17 protein-coding genes and 2 pseudogenes are annotated in these 16754 nt (G+C 67.8%); 17 read left to right on the plus strand and 2 right to left on the minus strand.

Annotated elements, in window-relative coordinates:
• Window positions 1-1019 precede the first annotated feature (1019 nt).
• Complete coding sequence (locus IEZ17_RS18070; RefSeq protein WP_189301358.1) at window positions 1020-1562, minus strand: hypothetical protein; 543 nt, start codon at window positions 1560-1562, stop codon at window positions 1020-1022.
• 974 nt (window positions 1563-2536) lie between these two features.
• Here IEZ17_RS18070 and IEZ17_RS18075 point away from each other — a divergent pair.
• The 17 genes and pseudogenes from IEZ17_RS18075 (at window position 2537) to IEZ17_RS18150 (ending at window position 15000) form a co-directional block, all read left to right on the plus strand.
• Window positions 2537-3250, plus strand: coding sequence for a hypothetical protein (locus IEZ17_RS18075; RefSeq protein ID WP_189301360.1), 714 nt, complete (start codon window positions 2537-2539; stop codon window positions 3248-3250).
• A gap of 27 nt (window positions 3251-3277) precedes the next feature.
• Window positions 3278-4048 (plus strand): hypothetical protein, encoded by a 771-nt coding sequence (locus IEZ17_RS18080; RefSeq protein ID WP_189301362.1) that lies wholly within the window; start codon window positions 3278-3280, stop codon window positions 4046-4048.
• Window positions 4049-4093: 45 nt separating this feature from the next.
• Window positions 4094-4591, plus strand: coding sequence for a hypothetical protein (locus IEZ17_RS18085; RefSeq protein WP_189301364.1), 498 nt, complete (start codon window positions 4094-4096; stop codon window positions 4589-4591).
• Window positions 4592-4609: 18 nt separating this feature from the next.
• Window positions 4610-5011, plus strand: a complete 402-nt coding sequence (locus tag IEZ17_RS18090; protein WP_189301366.1) for a hypothetical protein — start codon at window positions 4610-4612, stop codon at window positions 5009-5011.
• A 316-nt stretch (window positions 5012-5327) separates the two neighbouring features.
• The gene (locus tag IEZ17_RS18095; RefSeq protein WP_189301367.1) at window positions 5328-5573 is read left to right on the plus strand and encodes a hypothetical protein; all 246 of its coding nucleotides are present in this window, start codon (window positions 5328-5330) and stop codon (window positions 5571-5573) included.
• Window positions 5574-5668: 95 nt separating this feature from the next.
• Window positions 5669-7462, plus strand: a complete 1794-nt coding sequence (locus IEZ17_RS18100) for a type IV secretory system conjugative DNA transfer family protein (protein ID WP_229852361.1) — start codon at window positions 5669-5671, stop codon at window positions 7460-7462.
• A 111-nt stretch (window positions 7463-7573) separates the two neighbouring features.
• Entirely contained in the window at window positions 7574-7822 is a 249-nt protein-coding gene (locus IEZ17_RS18105) for a hypothetical protein (protein WP_189301369.1), read from the plus strand.
• A complete protein-coding gene (locus tag IEZ17_RS18110) occupies window positions 7819-9003 on the plus strand; it encodes a DnaB-like helicase N-terminal domain-containing protein (protein ID WP_189301371.1) in 1185 nt (394 codons plus the stop codon). Before IEZ17_RS18105 ends, IEZ17_RS18110 begins: the two co-directional genes overlap by 4 nt.
• Window positions 9004-9257: 254 nt before the next feature.
• The gene (locus IEZ17_RS18115; RefSeq protein WP_189301372.1) at window positions 9258-9422 is read left to right on the plus strand and encodes a hypothetical protein; all 165 of its coding nucleotides are present in this window, start codon (window positions 9258-9260) and stop codon (window positions 9420-9422) included.
• A gap of 212 nt (window positions 9423-9634) precedes the next feature.
• Window positions 9635-10621 (plus strand): annotated as a pseudogene (locus IEZ17_RS18120) (DNA cytosine methyltransferase).
• Between the two features lie 270 nt (window positions 10622-10891).
• A complete protein-coding gene (locus tag IEZ17_RS18125) occupies window positions 10892-11503 on the plus strand; it encodes a DUF4913 domain-containing protein (RefSeq protein WP_189301374.1) in 612 nt (203 codons plus the stop codon).
• Window position 11504: 1 nt separating this feature from the next.
• Window positions 11505-12308, plus strand: coding sequence for a hypothetical protein (locus IEZ17_RS18130; protein WP_189301376.1), 804 nt, complete (start codon window positions 11505-11507; stop codon window positions 12306-12308).
• Complete coding sequence (locus IEZ17_RS18135; protein ID WP_189301377.1) at window positions 12305-12808, plus strand: hypothetical protein; 504 nt, start codon at window positions 12305-12307, stop codon at window positions 12806-12808. The genes IEZ17_RS18130 and IEZ17_RS18135 overlap by 4 nt, the downstream gene beginning before the upstream one ends.
• 31 nt (window positions 12809-12839) lie before the next feature.
• A complete protein-coding gene (locus IEZ17_RS18140; RefSeq protein WP_189301379.1) occupies window positions 12840-13625 on the plus strand; it encodes a hypothetical protein in 786 nt (261 codons plus the stop codon).
• 102 nt (window positions 13626-13727) lie between these two features.
• A pseudogene (locus tag IEZ17_RS44470) lies at window positions 13728-14042 on the plus strand (SPDY domain-containing protein); the annotation flags it as partial.
• Window positions 13957-14580, plus strand: a complete 624-nt coding sequence (locus IEZ17_RS18145; protein WP_229852362.1) for an SPDY domain-containing protein — start codon at window positions 13957-13959, stop codon at window positions 14578-14580. The pseudogene IEZ17_RS44470 and the gene IEZ17_RS18145, both read left to right, overlap by 86 nt.
• Window positions 14581-14610: 30 nt before the next feature.
• Window positions 14611-15000, plus strand: a complete 390-nt coding sequence (locus tag IEZ17_RS18150; protein WP_189301383.1) for an SPDY domain-containing protein — start codon at window positions 14611-14613, stop codon at window positions 14998-15000.
• A gap of 36 nt (window positions 15001-15036) precedes the next feature.
• Here IEZ17_RS18150 and IEZ17_RS18155 read toward each other — a convergent pair whose 3' ends face one another.
• Window positions 15037-16497, minus strand: coding sequence for a translation initiation factor 2 (locus IEZ17_RS18155; protein ID WP_229852363.1), 1461 nt, complete (start codon window positions 16495-16497; stop codon window positions 15037-15039).
• Window positions 16498-16754: the final 257 nt, after the last annotated feature.

Below are 16754 nucleotides of genomic sequence, written 5' to 3' on the forward strand. Positions count from 1 at the left end.
TGGGCGGCATCGTGGTCTGGGCGGAGCAGTCCTGTCTGAAGACGGACACGGTGACGGTGTCCGACGTTCTCGTCCGAAGTTCGTGGCAGTCATCTGACCGGGGACGAGGAGGGTGCACGTTCATCGGTGGCGATCGTGAACCACATGGTCAGCACCCGCTGCGCCGGACGGACATGGAGGGCAGGCGAGCACTTCGTGGGCCGGCGCCGCAGACGACGGGGACGCCGTGGTGGTCCTGAGACGGCTGCGGGTGTCGTAGGGGCGACCGACGCCGTTGTGGTGGACAGCTGAGCAGGAGCCGTCAAGCCGTCGTCGATGCTGTCGGCTTGGCCCAGGCTGCAGTTGGCCGCCGCACCGGCGAGTGCGGCGGCCAACGCCCAGCTATGCGGGCGTGCGTGTCACGCGAATGATCTCGACCCTGGGGTGCTTGGGTATGCGTGCTCCGGAAGAATCCATCGCTGTGAGTACCTGAGACGCCGTGGCCCCCGGTGCAAGCACACCACTTGTGGTCCTCACGGTTGCCGAGAAACCTTCAGGACCGGTCACACGGATCTCCACCTTGTAAGCGGCCGATGATTGTTCCCGGTTGGCAATCTCGATCGCTACCCACATCCCGCTCCCGGAAGGCTTGGGAACAGGCTGCTTCACCCTCACACCGTCTTTGCTGACGACAGCCGGGGGTGGTGCGCCCGGCCTTACCGCTGAGTCTTTTGACGGGGCTTTAGGCTCTGCGATTGCCTGGGACGGTGGATGGGATCTCCTCGGTTTCGTACCGGGGGATGCACTCTGGGTCGGCTGTGGGTTCTGCGAAGAGCCCGTCTCTCCGCTTGTCGTCTCTGGAGAGCTTCCCGCCCGCCTGGCGGCCGTGACAGCCGGTCCTGTGTGTTCACCGGGTCCGTCTTGCCGGAGCCCGATGAAGGCAGCGACAGACAACGCAGCCAGCACTCCCAGTGCAAGGGACACTTTTAGAGTCCGACGCCAGGACGGATGTGGAGTGGGGCGAGCAGCGCGGTTCCCCATCAGTTACATGGAGCGGCGTAGGTGACACGGTCGATCACTGCGACACCACCGCTCTTCATGACGGCAGTCACCTTCGAGCAGAGGATGTAGCTGTTGTAGCCAGTGGTGTAGACGGGACCGGCGTACTCACTGAATGTGCCCTCGTCTGTGTCGCAGGTTGCCCCCGTCCGGTTGGGGCAGATCTTGAGCTTCATGTACTGCTTGGCTCCTGTGTTGTTGTCGAAAATCGCACAAGCGCCAGAGAGGCCCGAGGAACCGCTCTTCGTGTAGGTGAAGAGGGTCCCAAGCCTGGTTGCATCAGGAAGACGCTCAGCCATAAAGAGCTCATAACCTGAACCGCAGAGATTGGCTGCCGCGCGTACCGACTGGGGATCCGCGGCCGCGAGGGCCCGTGCCTTGTCACTTGCTCGGGCGGAAATCTTTACCCCCGGCCCCGCAGTGGCGTCGGCAGCAATTGCCTGCGGAGCGGCAAGCCCCAGCATCGCTAACGCAGCTGCAGCCACAGCAGATCTTCTTCTGGATTTGACATTGAAGCCGAACATTGAATTCCCCCTCTGGCGAAACGTGAAATGGCTGAATCGCAAGGGAAAACCGCCCCGATGAACCCCCCGGTTCACGCGAGTCGAGGTCCCCGCGATCGGCATGGAACATACATCGCCGGGCCTCCACGAAGGTGTATCGAAAGGTACCGGCTTGTCAGCTTCCTGTTATTTAGTAACGACCAGTAGTGATCAAACTGACTGTCTTCGTAGATTTCATGATGAGGTGAGACATTTCAAGAGCGAGGCATCAACGATGAGTTACTCCGTGACCTCCGTCACTTTCGCTCTGCCGTGTCGCTTCGAGAGCTATTGAGTGACTGGGCTACGTCATGGCAAGACTCGTCCTGGGCTGATTTCGGCTCCCACGGCGACCACGTGAGCGGTCATGACCCCAGCCCGCAAGGCCGCGGCCAAGCCGGCGACTGTATGCGTGTGGCCAGGTGACATCGCCATCAGGAGGACCTCGATCAGTGTCCGGGTGCCGTCCCGGTCGCCGTGGTTCCTGCGGTCTGGTCCCCCAGGCGTCGTGAGCCTGGGGGGGGAACTGCCCGGTGAATCAGCCTGTCCGGGAGTTGCAGAGCCGGGGAGGCGCCCGACTTGCCGTTCAGGACTTCCAAGTGATCCAGGCCCAGGCGGACGGCCGCTTCGCGATCAGTCGTTCGTGCCGGCCACCGACACGTTCTGGTTGTAGGCCACCAGATGAAAGGCATGTAGCACGGCTCGCAACGCGTTTGCCGATCAGCCGGATCGCGATCGAGTAGCGGCTGATGCGGACTGGGATACGGCCGTAACCGTCGACCCGCGAATGAACAACCGGCCCGTCGCGACGGGCTCCTCAGGGATACGCCCGCCACGGAGATCAGCGTCGCCCTGAACCGAAATCCCTTAGCAGATAGTCCAGGCGTCACCAAACCCCTCTTCGGGCCGCACCCTCGTCGTCCGCATGGCCCCAACCTCTGCGAGGTGCACCACTCGTGGCGGAAACACGTCCGCACATCACCGTCAACCACCACGACCGCTATGGCGTCGTGGCAGCGGCTTCGCACGAAAATCACGTCGCCGACCACATGCTGCGGCGGGTCGGCTTCGAGCAGCTGCCTGGCAGCAACCTCTACGCCCTGGCCGAACCGAACCGCGATCCGGGCCGACGAGGACAGCAGGCGGTCCAGTCCCTGCGTGCCGCGCAGTACACGGTCACCTCAGACACCGCATACGACCTCAATCCCCACGCCCCGCTCACCCCCCACCAAGGTCTTGGCCGACTGGAGAAACTTTCCTTCCCGCAGGTGCCCAGCGCCGGGCAGGCGGCCTTCGCTTCCGCCCGCGCGCTCGACGCTGACATACGGGCAGCTCAGATCGTGGTGCACGACCAGGTACGTGACCGTGAGGGCAACCTGCGCGCGGTCGGCACGGACGTACGTACCCGCGAGGGACTGCTGCTCCGCGGCGAGGGCGATCTGCGGTACGTCGATACTCGGCTGGAGCACACCGGCCGCGCGTTCGACGCCTTCTACTCGATGCCCGGCAACGAGCGTCGTGACCCGCGGCTGTCGATGATGCAGCGCCGCGCTCAGGCAGCCACCGCCCTCTCCCCGGCCCGTGCAGGCGTCACCCTGCCGCAGCAGCCAGCCGCCACCGTCGCCTACCGCCCGCCCTCCACCGCCCAGCAGCCGGTTCGCGCCCGTTAACGCTCCAGCCTCGAAGGATCCTTCGCGATGAACCTCCCCGACAACCCCGACGTCGCCTTCGGAGTCCACCCCGATCTTGGTGTGGCCGCCGCGGTAGTGGATGACCGGCCGCACCTGGACAAGGTCCTGCGCAAGCACCACTTCCGCTACAGCCAGGACCTGGACGTCTACCTCCTGCCAGAAGGCACACCACACAACACCGCGGTCCGGACCGTGGCCGCCGCCACCCGCGAATTCCAGGATGCCGGCCACACCGTCGCTGTCGATCCCCGCATCATGCTGCCGCCGCCCATCCCCACGCCGGACGGTGTGACCGCACGTACAACGCAGCCTGGGCAGTCGTTGACCGCGCTGACCGGCGAGCTGCACGAGCTGCGTCGCTCGGCCGACGTCGCCGAAGTGCTGGAGCAGATCCTCGATGAGCACCACGGTGCCGTCGGCGATCTGGAGGAGTTCATCGACACCGCTGCCGCCTGGTGCGAGCGACTCGATACCCCGGGCGGCCGGGAGCTGGGCCAGCACCTGCGCACGGTTGCGCACCATGTCGCCTTTCTCGGCGACCGGTTGGCCGACGCACAGCTCGATCTGTCGGTCATGCCGGATGTGACACCCAAGGATGCCCCGCCGCTGGCCGACGTTCCGCTCCCGAAGCGGTATGAGGTCCCCTCCGTCACGCACACCGCCCGTGCTCGCGCGGCCGTGGCGTCCTCACCGAAGCGCCCAGCCGACCTTCCTGCGGCTCCGGAAGAAGCGCCCCATTCCACGGCCGCGTCGCCCAGCCCCCGCCGTACACGCTGACCACCCCTTTTCGATCCCCGAAGCACAGATGAAGGAGTTCCTGTCATGGCCGTCAAGACGCTGTGGACCATCGACCACGCCTGCGGACACACCACCGAGGCCGACCTCTCCGACCGTCCGGCCGACCGGCGTGCCGGATACGCCCGCTGGCTCTCAGCACGGGACTGCACCGACTGTTGGCGGGCCGCCCCGGGCGAGGATGCCGAGTCGAAGGCCGAGTGGCTGGCGAAGAAGCAGGCCGCCGAGCAGGCCGAGGCCCAGGAGTGGTCCGAGCAGTACCGCATGCCCGATCTGGAAGGCACAGACCGTGCCATCGCTTGGGGCACCCGCTGCCGCCACCAGCTCGTCTCCGCCGCCTACGCCGCCCTCGTCCTCGAAGGCACCACCAGCGAAGCGGAATGGGAGGCCATCGAGGACGCGGTGCGCCCTCTGACCCGCGCCAGCTGGTGGATCGACCAGCGCGACGCCGACCCCGCCGACCTGCCTGAGCTGCTGGACGCCGCCACCGAGGGCGACCGGCCGAACGAAAACCCCCACTTCTAACCCCCGAAGGGATCTGCCGTGCATCCGTCCTTCGACTGCCACATACGGCGCTCCGCCGACACCGCAGCACTTCTCACCACGCTCCACGCCAACCGCAAAGAAGGCTTCGAGCCCTACCTCCTCGCCGCCTGGTCGCCGCACCTGGAAGCCGCGAACGCGCCCTCCCTCGCGCATCTCGTACAACTGCTCGATGAGCCCCTCCATGCACGCCAGCAGCGCACCGGGCGAAGGCTGGCCCGTCCCGCCTGGCACTGCTCCGTGGTCAAGGACACCGGCCGCGTCCTGTCCGACGAGCAGTGGGCGGCCCTGGTAAAGGACATCGTCGCCGCCACGGGGATAGAGCCCGGCGGCGACACGACCGCCTGCCGGTGGGTCGCGTTGCCCGGGGCCACCGCTCGGTGGATCTCGTCGCCAACGTGATCCGCCAGGACGGACGCCGGGCCCGGATCCATCAGGACACCTTCCACGCACGCTCCGCATGTGACCACTACGCCGGCGCCCTGACCGCCCAGCTCGCTGCCTGACCCGCCACCACTCTTCTTCCGAAAGGCCGTCCCATGTCCCGCATCAGCCGATTCCTGTCCCGCTGCATCTCCTCCCTCTACGAGGTGTACGGGCGGGAAGCCGAGATCTCCGCGACCCGACCAGCGGCGCGGTCATCGCCGACTGCCGCAACAACTGCGCCCGCCTGATCTTCCGGGTTTGCGGCTTCGAGCCGACGGGCACCGCCTTCCGTTTGCGCCTGCCCGAGGGGCTGACGGAGGCCGAGCAGAAGGCCCGTGCCACCCAGGCCATGGTCCATCTGTTCCATGCCGGCCACTACACCGACATCGCCTCCCACCTCATGTGCGAATCCACCCGCGATGCCACATGGGCCGAGATCCGCGACCGCCGCCCCGACTACCCCGGCTGGCCCACCAGCCCGACCGCCGACACGCACACGCCAACGGGCGCACAGACCGCCGCCTCCCGCCGTCCGTAGCCCCCTCCTTTAACACCACCCAGGAGCCCTCGTGATCACCAGAACAACGCGCCGCCCCGCCGTCCCTCACCGCGCCGCGCCCCCTGGAACTCACCTTGTCCTCCCCACGAACCAGCACGCCCTCGACCACCACCGGCACCGACCTCCTCCTCTACCTCCTGCTCGCCGTCGCCGGGCTCGGCATGGCAGGAGGCTCACTGGCCTGGCTGTTCGGCAACCTCACCAACGCCATCGCCGGCTCCGACCCATGGGCCGGCTACCGCCCTGAAGAAACATTGCTTCACCCGGAGCGGGTCTGGCCTCATCTGCCGCAACCCGCTCAGATCACCGGCTGCTACGTCCTGCCCGCCCTCGTCCTGGTAGCCACCGCCGTCGTCGCCGCGAAGGTCTGGCTGCGCTACCGCAGCAGCCCGTCGGGGCTGGCCACCCGACGTGACCTGGAACCTCTCCTGGCGAAGCAGATCGCCACCAAGGCCATCGACCTGCGCCCCAGCCTGGCGGGTAAGAAGCCCAAGGACATCGCCCCCGACGACCGGGGCGTTCTGCTGGGCACCCTCACACCGGGCAAGGACGAACTCCGCTCCTCCTGGGAGGACGTGATCCTGGCGATCATGGCTCCCCGCTCCGGAAAAACCTCCGGCCTGGCCATCCCCGCCATCCTGCGCGCCCCCGGCCCCGTGCTACTGACCTCCAACAAGGCGGCACGCGACGCCTATACCGCGACCGTCGACGCCCGAGCGGAGGTAGGGACGGTGTGGACGCTGGATCCGCAGCAGATCGCCCACGCGCCGCAGATCATGTGGTGGGACATCCTCGCCGACGCCCGCGATCTCGCTGGGGCGCGGCGGCTGGCCGGGCACTTCGTCACGGCCTCCGTAGACGAGTCGAGCGCAGGCGACTTCTGGTCCACGGCCGCGGCCAACACCCTCACCGCGTTCTTCTTGGCCGCGGCTCAGGCCCGACGCCCGATCACGGACGTCCTGGCTTGGCTGGCCTCGCCGGCCGACCGCACGGCGATCGATCTGCTCCAGGACGCCGGGTTCGACGCGGTCGCCGCCCAGCTGCAGGGCACCGTGGCCGGCGCGGTCGAAACCCGCGACGGCATCTTCGAAACAGCCCGGCAGTACGCCAGCTGCCTGCTCGATCCCGGCATCGCCGCCTGGGTCACGCCACCCAACAGCCTTGAAAAGGTATGGGAATTCAAGCCGGAAGCGTTCGCGACCAGCAAGGACACTCTGTATCTGCTGTCGAAGGACGGCGGCGGATCCGCCTCGGCGATCATCGCCGCAGCAGCCGACGCCGTCATGCGCACTGCCGTCATCCAGGCCGAACGCGACGGCGGACGCCTCGATGCCCCGCTACTGGCGATCCTGGACGAGGCCGCCAACGTCTGCAAGATCGCCGACCTGCCGGACCTGTACTCGCATCTCGGGTCCCGCGGCGTCATCCCGATGACGATCCTGCAGTCCTACCAGCAGGGCGTCAGGGTCTGGGGCCAGTCCGGCATGGACGCACTGCTCTCCGCCGCGACGATCAAGGTGATCGGCTCCGGCATGGACGACGCCGACTTCGCCGACAAGATCTCACGCCTCGGCGGTGACCACGACGTGCGCACGGTCTCGGTCTCCACCGGCGAGTCGGGCAAGTCCACCTCCGTCTCGATGCGCCAGGAGCGCGTGCTCCCACTGGACATGCTCCGCGCGATGCCCAAGGGCACCGCCGTGTTGATGGCCACCGGTATCCGCCTCGCACGCATCGACCTCAAGCCCTGGTACAAGGGCCAGGGCGCCAAGAAGTTGGGCGCCGCGTCCGCCAAGGCCACAGCCGCGATCAGCGAACGCGCTGCCGCCAAGGCACTGCGCCAGGACGACTTCACTCCTGCGGCATGACCGGCCTCCTGCGACCCCGCCGCCGGGCAAGACCCACCCGGCGCGACCCCCGCGCCGCGCCGCCGCCTGATCCGCTTCCTGGCCTTCGCCTTCTTCACGAGGTGCTCTTCCATGCCACACCCCGCACCGTCCTGGGCATCGCTCAGCCAATCCGAGCGGCTGGCCGACGCTCCCGTCGTACGCCGCGGCGGCTGTTGGTGGCTCGTATCGTCCTCCGGAGCCATGCTCGCCTCCGACCGCGCCTTTACGGGCGAACTGGACCGCTTCGCCACCGATATGGCCGCCGCCAACCGAGCCGTCGCTGATCTGCCCAACGCACGCGACGCTTCCGACACTCCCGTTCGTGAGGTTCGACGGTGACACCGCTCGTCCACGCCGAGCAGGCCGTCCTGGGTTCGGTCTTCCTGGCTCCCGGCCAGCTTGACCACCTTTCGCCCTGGCTACGGCCGGAGCACTTCTCCCGTCCGGCACACGCTGCGATCTACGCTGCAATGCTCAGGCTCCGAGCCGACGGCCACCCTGCCTCGAAGGCGCAGGGTGCTGGCCCCGTGCCGATGTCGTGGATGACCGACACGGTCGCCAAGGCGAGCAAGCACACCCGAGGCCTGACCGCCTCCTATGCGCACTCCCTGGTGGCGGCTTGTCCACGGCCGGAGCACGCAGCGGTCTACGGACGGATGGTGCTGGAGGGTGCCATCCACCGCAGTGTCGCCCAGCACGCCTCACGACTGCACCAGGCCGCCCGCGCCGATGCCATCCGTGGCGGGGCTGAGGAAACGGAGCATCACGTCCAAGTTCTGTCCGACGTGCTGGCCGATCTCGCACGCCGCTGGGGCGGCGAGCCCCGGCCCGTAGCACCCCCAGCATCGGTACCGCCTCCCCCTGCTCCTCCACAGCCGGTGGGTGAACAGCTCTTGGCTGATGAGGAGTTCCTCCTCGGATGCCTCAGCGCGCGTCCTCAGAAGCTGGACGAGGTCGTGGGCTGGCTCCACCCCATCGATTTCGCCGATGCCGGACATCAGCAGATCTACCGGTCGCTGGGCGCGCTCCACCACCGGGGCGAGCCCATCGACCAGCTGACCGTGCTGTGGGAGACCCAGCGCCGCGGCGCCCTGGCCGACCGAACCCTCGATACCGAACGCGTTCTGTGGATCTGCGACCCCTCGGCGTTCGCAGGGTCGGCGGAGTACGTCGGCGAGCAGGTCGTGCGAGCCTCCCTCGTGCGGACGGCAGCCGCCTCGGCCCGCCAGGTGCGGGCGCTGGCCGACGACGAGTCGCTGGCACCGGGGCAGCTGATCGGCTACGCCCTCCACGCACTTGGACCGCTGGAGGAAGTCCGCCGCCGCTGGCGCATCGGCGCGGGGGCCGAGCCCGAACCACAGCGCCCCTCCGACCATCCAGCCGGTTCGCCACCGGCAGCCCGCATCGAAGCGGCCCGTTCACGCAGCCGTCGCCCTCGACCCGCCATCCCCGCCACGGCGCCGACCGCAGCTTCGCGTCCCGCTGTTCTCGACCGTCCTCACCGCCGGAGTCCGTCATGACCGATCACACTGGCCCCGCCGGCCTGGAGCAAGAAGAGCTGTACGCCGTTGCCCCACGAGTTCGACAAGCTGCGCACCGAAATCAGCATCCCCGGGGCACCGAGCGGGCTTCCCAATCTCACGACCGCATCCAAGCATCTGACCACCCTGGCGGGATTGACCAAGGACTTGTCGGAGGCCGTCCGGTACAGCGCGGAATACGACTCCCCGAGCTCGACCTCGGACTAGTCATCGACGCCTACACCTCGGCCTCGGTGCCCGCCGGGCGCGCCATAGAGAACTACACCCAGGCGTACGCCCAGCTTGGATCCCTGCGCCGCTTCGCCGAATCCCCCGCTACAGCCGACCTTCGGGACGCCCGGCTGGCCACATTCTGCGTCTTCCAGGAGCGGATGATCTACGTCCGCGACGATCTGTAGGAAGCCGCCAACGCGCTGCGGGGCTCGGCCGACCGCATCGACGGCACTCCGCCACGCATCCTGGCCGCACTGAGCCGGTCAGCCCGCCCGACGAACTCGATCTACCGGATCCCTCCAGAGCCCAACGCCCCCGCACCAACGCCCACCCGACTCACCGACACCCCCGCCCCCCGCCATGCCCGCTCACCTGACGGTGCCGCCGACCTCTCCCGTTGATCGGGAGTCTGTGCTCCGGATACGGCGGCCTGGACCTGGACGTCCAGGCCGCCCTGGGCGGCGGCACGTTTGCCTGGCATGCCGAGGTCGATCCGGGGGCGTCCCGGATCCTGTCCCGCCACTGGCCCACCGTGCCCAACCTCGGCGACATCACCACCGTCAACTGGGCCACCGCTCCCGGAGTGTGCGTCCTGACGGCCGGTTTCCCCTGTCAAAGACGTCTCGGTCGCCGGCCGCCGCGCCGGACTGGCTGACGGCACCGGTCCGGCCTGTGGCACCACATCGTCCGTGCTATCGACGCCCTCAACCCGTGCCTGGTGGTGATCGAAAATGTCCGAGGACTCCTGTCCTCCCCCGCCGGTTCCCCTGGCGACGTGGAACCCCGCCCGTGGTGTCTGGGAGACGCAGCAGGCCAGTCTGCTGTGCGCGCACTCGGTGTCGTACTTGGATCCCTGGCCGACCTCCGGTTCGACGCACGATGGTGCGTGCTTCGCGCCTCCGATTTCGGAGCCCCGCATCACCGAGCACGGGTCTTCCTCGCCGCTTGGCCATCCGGGCGGACCGCCGCTGCTCAAGACGCCGACGAGCAACTTGGCGACCAACGGCTGAAGCCAGCACCCGGCGAAACGCAAGGAGGGCGGCCACGGCCCGAACCTCGCGGACGAGGTCGAGTGGCTCCTGCCCACCCCGGTAGCCTCCGACCAGATCAAGGGGTCACCGAACCAACTCCACGGCAATCGGGACGTGCCCCTCTCGTCAGCAGCACGGCTCTCACACCCATCCAATGCGAAGGGCATGCACACGGGGTGGGGGCGGAAGGGCGCCGTCGGCGAGGCGTCGCTGACGGAGGTGCTGTTGCTGTTCGCGGATCCGGCGGACGTGGAGACCGGTCCAGGGTCTGGGGACCGTATGGCGCCGCCATCGCCCGATGGGAGAAGAGCACCCGCCCCGCACCGCGGCGACCGATGACGCGGGCCGCCTGAGTCCGCTGTTCGTGGAGTGGATGCAGGGGCTTGATCCTGGCTGGGTGACCGCCACTCCAGGGCTCGGACGCTCGCCCAACTGGCCGCCTTGGGCAATGGTGTTGTGCCGCAACAGGCCACCCGAGCCCTGCAGATCCTCGCCCCGCCCCGACCGTCCTGCCGCCACCACACGCTGCTCTGACCTGCGTCTTCTACACCAAATTTCCGGCATCGCCAAGCCCTGTTTTCTCCGGAACCTCGACACCCAAACGTTCACGCCAAGGGGTATCGATGTCTGAACCCGCTCACGAGAGCGAGCCGGTACGCATACCGGACCACGACCTGGACGACCTTGTCTCCACCGTCACACAGCTCGTCGCGGAGAGCCGCAAGCAGGGCGAGACGCTCGCCCGGCTCACCGACGAACAGCCGCCCGAGCAGGACGGCGAACAGGACGAGACCGGTCACGCGGAAGGCACCACGCCGGCCTCGGCCCCGGAGGGCAGCGATGCGGCTGCCACCGGGGCGGAGGGGCCGTCCTCCATCTTCATCCTCGCGCTCGACGGCAAGGCGTACGCCGAGGAACTCGCCGCGCTGGCGACATGGGTGCACCACCTTCTCCTGCCGGTCTACGGGCGGGAGATCACCACCGGCCGGCCGTGGTGCCAGCGGTGGCAGGAACACCCCGAGGCGGTCGCCCGACTGCATGCCCTGTGGCTGGCCTGGCAGCAGCTCACCGACGTCGATGCCGGCCTCACCGGCCCATCGACATGGCACCGCGACCACTTGGACCCGGCTCTGATGCAACTCCGTACAGCGGACGGGCCGTTCGGTGCGTGCACCACCAGCCCGGCTCGGCCCAACCACCGGCTCCTGGCCTCGCCCGAGCCTGCCGGAGACTGACATGACCAACGCATCTGTCCCGAAGCCGGACTATCGGATCGACGGTTTCGAGCCCGCCACCGAACTGATCGAGGACAACTTCCACACGGTCACGCTCTCGGACGACATGCTTCAGCCTCTTGCCGAGCACCACAGCGCCGATGGCCGCAACACCTACCTGCTGCTGTACGACCGAGCCGCCATCTGGGACAGCCCCGGTACGGCGGAGTTCGTCACACTGCACATCACCCGGGACATCAAACAGCGCACGTTCAGCTTCGAGCACGCGCGCCACCCAGTCATTCCGCTGGCGCAGAACTGGCTCATCCGCCAGGGCTGCCCTGCCGAATCGGCGGAGCTGCCCAAGAACCACTGGCCCCGGCCAGCCGATGCGCTCACGGCCCGGCTGGAGGACATGCTCAGGGCGAACCCGGACGGCCGGTACACGGTCCTCAACCACTCCACCGGAATCTCGGGCTCCTCCCACTTCGGCATCGAGGTCAGCACCCTCGTCCACGACAGCCACCCGGACTCCGCGCACGCTCCGTACCGGCTCTTCCTCGAAGAGACCACCGAGGAATTCCGCTCCTACACGGTGCGGGAGGGAGCTTTTCCCACTGCCGAGGCCGCGGATACCTGGGTCAGGGAACGCTCCACTCCCCTTCCACTGGATCCGGCACCCGACGGCGCGGTCGTGTGCCGGGCAGAGGCTGCGCGTGCCCGCTCGACGGTCACGACCGGCGGCCTCGCCGTGCCGTCGGTTGCTGCCGTACCGCCTCGATCGGCGACGGCTGCGCCGTCACGGGTGCATCGGAGCGCGCCGTGAGCCGGGCCCGGTACGCCTTCGCGGCGCAGCCCGAGGCCCTCGCCGACCTGCGGTCCGTACCGGAAGACATCCGCGATCTGGCCCTGCTGGAATTGCAGCACTTGGTCCACGGAAACGAACGCGGAGCCGCTCTGCATCGCGAACTGGCGGGCTGCCACAAGGTCTACGTCGACCCGGAGACCCGGTGGCGGCTGGTCATCCAATACCGAGACGCCCCGGACTCCTCCCAGCACAAGAGGGAGATCTACCTCCTGGCCGTCGGCGAGCGTCAGGACCAGGCCGCCTACCGCACCGCAGCCCGCCGACTGGAGCGCGAGCGGGAAGCATCCGCCGCCACGCAGCCTCTCGGGCGTCGAGCCCAGGCCGCCAGGGCCCGCTCCCCGCACTCGGCCCCGGTGCCCCCGGCACGGTCCGCAGCGCTGCGCACCACTGCAACGCCGCCCCGCTTGGCTCCCTCGAATGCACCCCCGCCCACTGAACGCTCTAAGCGCACCCGCTGACAGCACCCGACCGACTCCCGGAGAACTGGACATGCGCGACCACCGCGTATCAGCGCACGACGCCGCGCTCGTCAGCAAAGCGATCGGCCGCCTCGCGCCCCGCTGGACGACCTGGACGCTCCAGACCATCGCGCAGCACGGCCAGACGCGGCTCACAAAGATCGCCGCTGCGCTGCCGTGGCTCAGTACCCAGAACACGCAGCAGATCCTGCGGCGAATGCACACCAACGGCCTGCTGGACCAACCGGACTACGGGCTCTACGAGGTCTCCCCGTCGGGTCGGAACGCGCACAGCGTGCACCGCACGCTCGCTTCCTGGCACCGCACACACACCGGTGGAAGCGGCCCGGCGGTCGCCGAGGCGGAGCGCACGGAGGACGCTCTGCGCCGGCTACGCGGCGAGGGGGCAGTCGACGTCCTCCACGCCCTCTCGGAGCACGGCCCTCTTCCGCACGGTGAACTGCGCAAGGCATCCGGACTCGCCACGAGCTCCTTCTACTACCGCCTCCAGCAGCTCCAGGATGATCAGCTCCTGACCCGCACCGGCCCATCGTTCCGTGCCGCGTACACCCTGGCTCCGGCAGCCCAGGCACTCGGGCCGATCTACAGGGAACTGGCCGCCTTCGGCTCGATGGCGCCCTCCGTCGCTGTGCAGCGCAAGCCCGCCGCGCTGGCAACGGCCAGCACGGCCAGGGCCAACGCGGCCGTACGACGAACCCCCGCAGCCCTCCCGGGTTTGTTCTCCCACGCCTCGACCCCCCAGCCACGTGTCCCAGCACACGTCACAGCGCTCTCCCACCCCTCACGAACCAGGTGATCCGCATGCCCACCGTCAGACCCCGCCGCCACACCGGCGCCCGCGCACATTCCAGTGCGAGCCGCGCGGGCGCCCGTGCACCACCCCTCCGGAGCTGTTCCCATGCCCACCACCGCCCCTCACGCCCTCGGCCCCGCCGCCGATGTCCTCATCACCCCCGCCTACCTCGCCGGCCCCGGTACTGATGACGCCATCTTCAACAACCTTGACTCTGCGACAGGCTGGACCAAAGTCGTGGCGTTCGGCGAGGACACGTACTACACCAGCCCGTGCCAGCGCGTGCGCATCGCCAATGTCATGGACAGCCACTACGGCGGCTGGACGATCTCGTATGCCGAGGACCCGCTCGGCGTACCGGACTGGATCACCACCTTCGACCGCGACACCCCCCGAGAGATCGTGGCGGCCTTCACGGACACGCTCGTCGCCGGGCTGCCGAACAACTTCGCCAACTACCTCAGCGGCGGCACGCACTACACCGGACACACGCCCGCCACCGTGCTTTCCAGTCATCACTGGGAGGCCGTCCGCGGCACGCGGCCGTTCCGGATGGTTTCGCCCGACGGTCACGCCGCCTACCGGATACGCGGCGGCTGGCTCCACGAATACGACGAGCTCCTCGACCCGGAGAACCTGGCGCATGTCCGCCGGCCCCGACCCCATCTCCAAGCCCAGCTGGCAGGCGTACTTCAGCCGGGGCACCCCCGAGCACCTCATCACCGCCTCGGCCGTGGCGCTCACCGACCCGACGCCCGTGACCCGCGCGGCAGACCTCATCCCCGATCGTCACCGCTCCCTGGTGGAGATCCTGCCCGTGCAGCGCAGCCTCACTCCGCGCACCGAAGCGGCACTGGCACGCAGCCCACACACCGAGTCGATACAGCCTCTCCAGCTCCCGGCCGCCGGAGCCACTCCCCTCGCGCCTCGCGCCATCGGCTCGCGCCGTCAGCGCTGACCTTCCCATCCCGCACCCTGGAGTCCCGTCATGCCCACCCACGCTCCCGAAGGGGACGTCTACGTCTCACCGGTCTACCTCGCCGGCTCCACCTTCAGTGGTGATCCGGCGCTCCAGCCGCTCCTGGACCAGGGATTCCTTCTCCACTGCGACGAACTAGCGAACGTCTACGCCTCGTCGCCCGAGCAGCACCTTCGACTCGGTTATCTCCCGGAAGGCGAGAACTCCACCTTGTGGAAGATCGCCGCGCACTCCGACCTGGTCGGCCCACCCCGCTGGATCGCTACCTTCGACGACAACACGCCTACGGAACTCTTCTCTGAACTCCGCCGTCCTACCTCCAAGGGTGGACGCAAGTGCTCCGTTGCAGTTCCTGTTTCGGTCCGCACCATTCCCTTCGCGCCCTCCACCCGGCGCTGACGACCGAGCCAGGCACAGCACGGACCGGTCTTCGTCTCATGGTTGCCCAAGGCCGCGGCGGCGCATGACAGCACGCTCAGCCGCCTCGACTTCCAGTCGACCGACAGTGCCCCGCGCCCGCGCCGCCGCCCGAACCAATGCCAGAAGGAACAGGGCCGGCGCGCAGGGCGCCCAGGATTCGGTCGGCTCTTCAGCTATGAAGTCGAGAACGCTCTCAGGATCGGCGTCGCAGAAGACATAACGGTCGTGCTCCCATTCCTCTTTGAGGTACCCCTTGCCCAACCGGGCCCGGAGGTCTTCGCTGCGGAGATCGGTGAGTACGGCGCGGAAGAAGGCTGCCCACTGGTGATTCTTCAGATCCAAGGCAAAGCCAAGCAGTTCCAGGTCCACAGCATCAGCCGGCTCGATGGCCAACTCCTCCCGGAGAGCCCGTCGTGCTGCGGCATACAGGTTGGGGGCGTTGCTGCCAGACGACAGGTCGCTCTGGCGAGACAGCCCGTCACTCGATGACGAATTCCATCGCCACGTGTGTGAGCCGGATGCATTGCCACTGCGGAATGAAAAGATCATTTTGTGATCCCGTCCCGTCTCCACAGCGACGTTGACGCCGAAGCTGCAGTTCATGAAGGGGGGAGCACAGGCAGGGTTTCGCTCCAGATATTCCTTGCGGAGAGTGAGGCCACTCACCCGGGGGCGATCAAGGTTACGAGCGGTAGCCAGAAAGTCGTAGTAGTCGGCGTCACAAAGGGACAACGTCACGATGGGTACATGGGCGGTGTGAAGGGTGTCCCCTCCTGGCGACGTGCGACTGACAGTTAGCGCTTGCACTGCAAACCGCTTGGAGTTGCAGAGGTGAGGCAGCCCGCTGGCCTCCTTGCGCTTCTGTTCCTCCGCGATCTCCTGTCGCCAGGCTCTGACTTCGGGCGGGAGCGAGACACGCTCGGGTGTGTACAGCACTCGCAGGTTGCCCGGCGTGACGGCCCAAGTCCCGTCCCCCTCAATGAGGGTGCAATCGCCGGCCCTCCCGAAGAGCCGGAAACGGTCACGAGGGGTCGCGAGGTCTTCCGCCTGCGGACTGCAGGGCAGTTGCTTCGCCCTAGGGTTCGATCGGGGGGCGGGCTCCGCAGGTTGGGCGGCGCTCCGTCGTAGCTCCCCTAATTCATCCAGCACCTCAGACTCAGGGTCCGCGGCCCGATCCCAAAGGATCTTGAACCGGTCGGCCTCGGCTTGCGGCTCCAACCGCGGCCGGGCAAGCGCAGCAAGCTCCTCGACGATCAGCTCAACCACGCCCCAGGAAGGCAGAGCCGCCTTGGTGAAGGCGTGGTGGATCTTCGTGTAGCTGAAGACGTGCCCCTCGTTCTCCACCCGCCCGCCATCGATCCTCGCCTGAATTTCCCGGGCTGACGGATATCCGGCTCTCTTGTGCAGGGCATGCAGCTCTCGGTTGAGCACTCTATGTGGGCCGTCCGGGAGGTCCGGCATCTTCCACTTCGGCAACCGGATCCCCCTGGCCGCTTGTCAGAAATTGTCAGAAGCTCTCTCGGCCATACTGCCAGCCCTCGTCACAGGCTGTCAGCGAGTGTGCAATGCCGTGAATGATCGTTGGCAGTCATCAACGCCTCGGCATCGGCATCGATGCTGGTCAGCAGGTATCTACTGCCGATCGGAGGATTTGATGGACGAGATCAGTGTGCGTGGGCTTTTGCTCCTACTCGTAGGGGCACTCGCGGGGTACGCCGCCTTCCGCCATCCCG

It is taken from the genome of Streptomyces albospinus (assembly GCF_014648695.1).
GTDB classification, from domain to species: Bacteria; Actinomycetota; Actinomycetes; order Streptomycetales; family Streptomycetaceae; genus Streptomyces; species Streptomyces albospinus.